Genomic DNA, 1,330 nt, shown 5'->3' with positions numbered 1-1,330 from the left:
CTTCCCTCTTTTGCCGCTTTTTTTCTATGGTTCGTTGCAACCTCAGTGTAATCTCGCTCCATATCTTTTTTTCCATGGTGTTTAGACTTTTTGTTATCATGAGATTCTGCACCTTCCATCTCCTTGATGGTTTGATGCTCCAAATCTCTTTTATCCAACGCCACATGTGCCTCAGCTGACTTGCCCTTGCTCATGTAAATATCTCCAAGGACTCTGTAAGCCATACTATCCCCCATTTCTGCTGCTTTCCTATAGTATTCTAGAGCTTCCTGATAATCCTGCTGTACACCTTGTCCATTGTAATACATGGTCCCTAGGTTATTGTAAGCCCTAGCATCCCCCATCTCACCCGCTTTTTGGTAGTATTTTAAAGCCTGCGTGTAATCCTTGGGCACGCCTTTACCGTTGTAGTACAAATCCCCTAGGCGTGTGTAGCCATCGGAATTTCCCATTTTTATAGCTTTTTGGTAGTATTCAAAGGCTTTTTTGTAATCCTTGGGTACACCTTTGCCATTGTAGTACAAATCCCCTAGGCGTGTGTAGCCATCGGAATTTCCCATTTTTATAGCTTTCCTATAGTATTCTAGAGCTTCCTGATAATCCTGCTGCACACCTTGTCCATTGTAATACATGGTCCCTAGGTTATTGTAAGCCCTAGCATCCCCCATCTCACCCGCTTTTTGGTAGTATTCAAAAGCTTTTTTGTAATCCTTGGGTACACCTTTACCGTTGTAGTACAAATCCCCTAGGCGTGTGTAGCCATCGGAATTTCCCATTTTTATAGCTTTTTGGTAGTATTCAAAGGCTTTTTTGTAATCCTTGGGTACACCTTGTCCATTGTAATACATGGTCCCTAGGTTATTGTAAGCCCTAGCATCCCCCATCTCACCCGCTTTTTGGTAGTATTGCAGGGTTTCCACATAATTTCTAGGTACGCCTCTGCCATTTTGATACATCACTCCAGCATTATAGTAGCCGGTAGCACTTCCCTCTTTTGCCGCTTTCTGATAGTACTCAATCGCCTTCTTATAATCCTGCTGTACACCTTGTCCATTGTAATACATGGTCCCTAGGTTATTGTAAGCCCTAGCATCCCCCATCTCACCCGCTTTTTGGTAGTATTCAAAAGCTTTTTTGTAGTCTCTGGGTACACCCTGACCATTCTTGTACATAGTGCCTAGACTGTAATAACTCACGGCACTTCCCTCTTTTGCCGCTTTCTGATAGTACTCAATCGCCTTCTTATAATCCTGCTGTACACCTTGTCCATTGTAATACATGGTCCCTAGGTTATTGTAAGCCCTAGCATCCCCCATCTCACCCGCTTTTT

Annotated in this window: 1 protein-coding gene; it reads right to left on the bottom strand. The window is 43.3% G+C overall.

Translation table 11 applies throughout. The annotated features are described in order from the left end of the window. Positions 1 to 1,316 (bottom strand): tetratricopeptide repeat protein (locus C6G87_RS05140; RefSeq protein WP_158653102.1); only part of this gene is annotated, 1,316 nt, incomplete at its 3' end. Positions 1,317 to 1,330 lie beyond the last annotated feature (14 nt).

Source organism: Helicobacter baculiformis, from assembly GCF_900197685.1.
Classification (GTDB): domain Bacteria; phylum Campylobacterota; class Campylobacteria; order Campylobacterales; family Helicobacteraceae; genus Helicobacter; species Helicobacter baculiformis.
The sequence above is the reverse complement of the archived record's forward strand: the minus strand, read 5'-3'. Positions and strand labels throughout refer to the sequence as shown.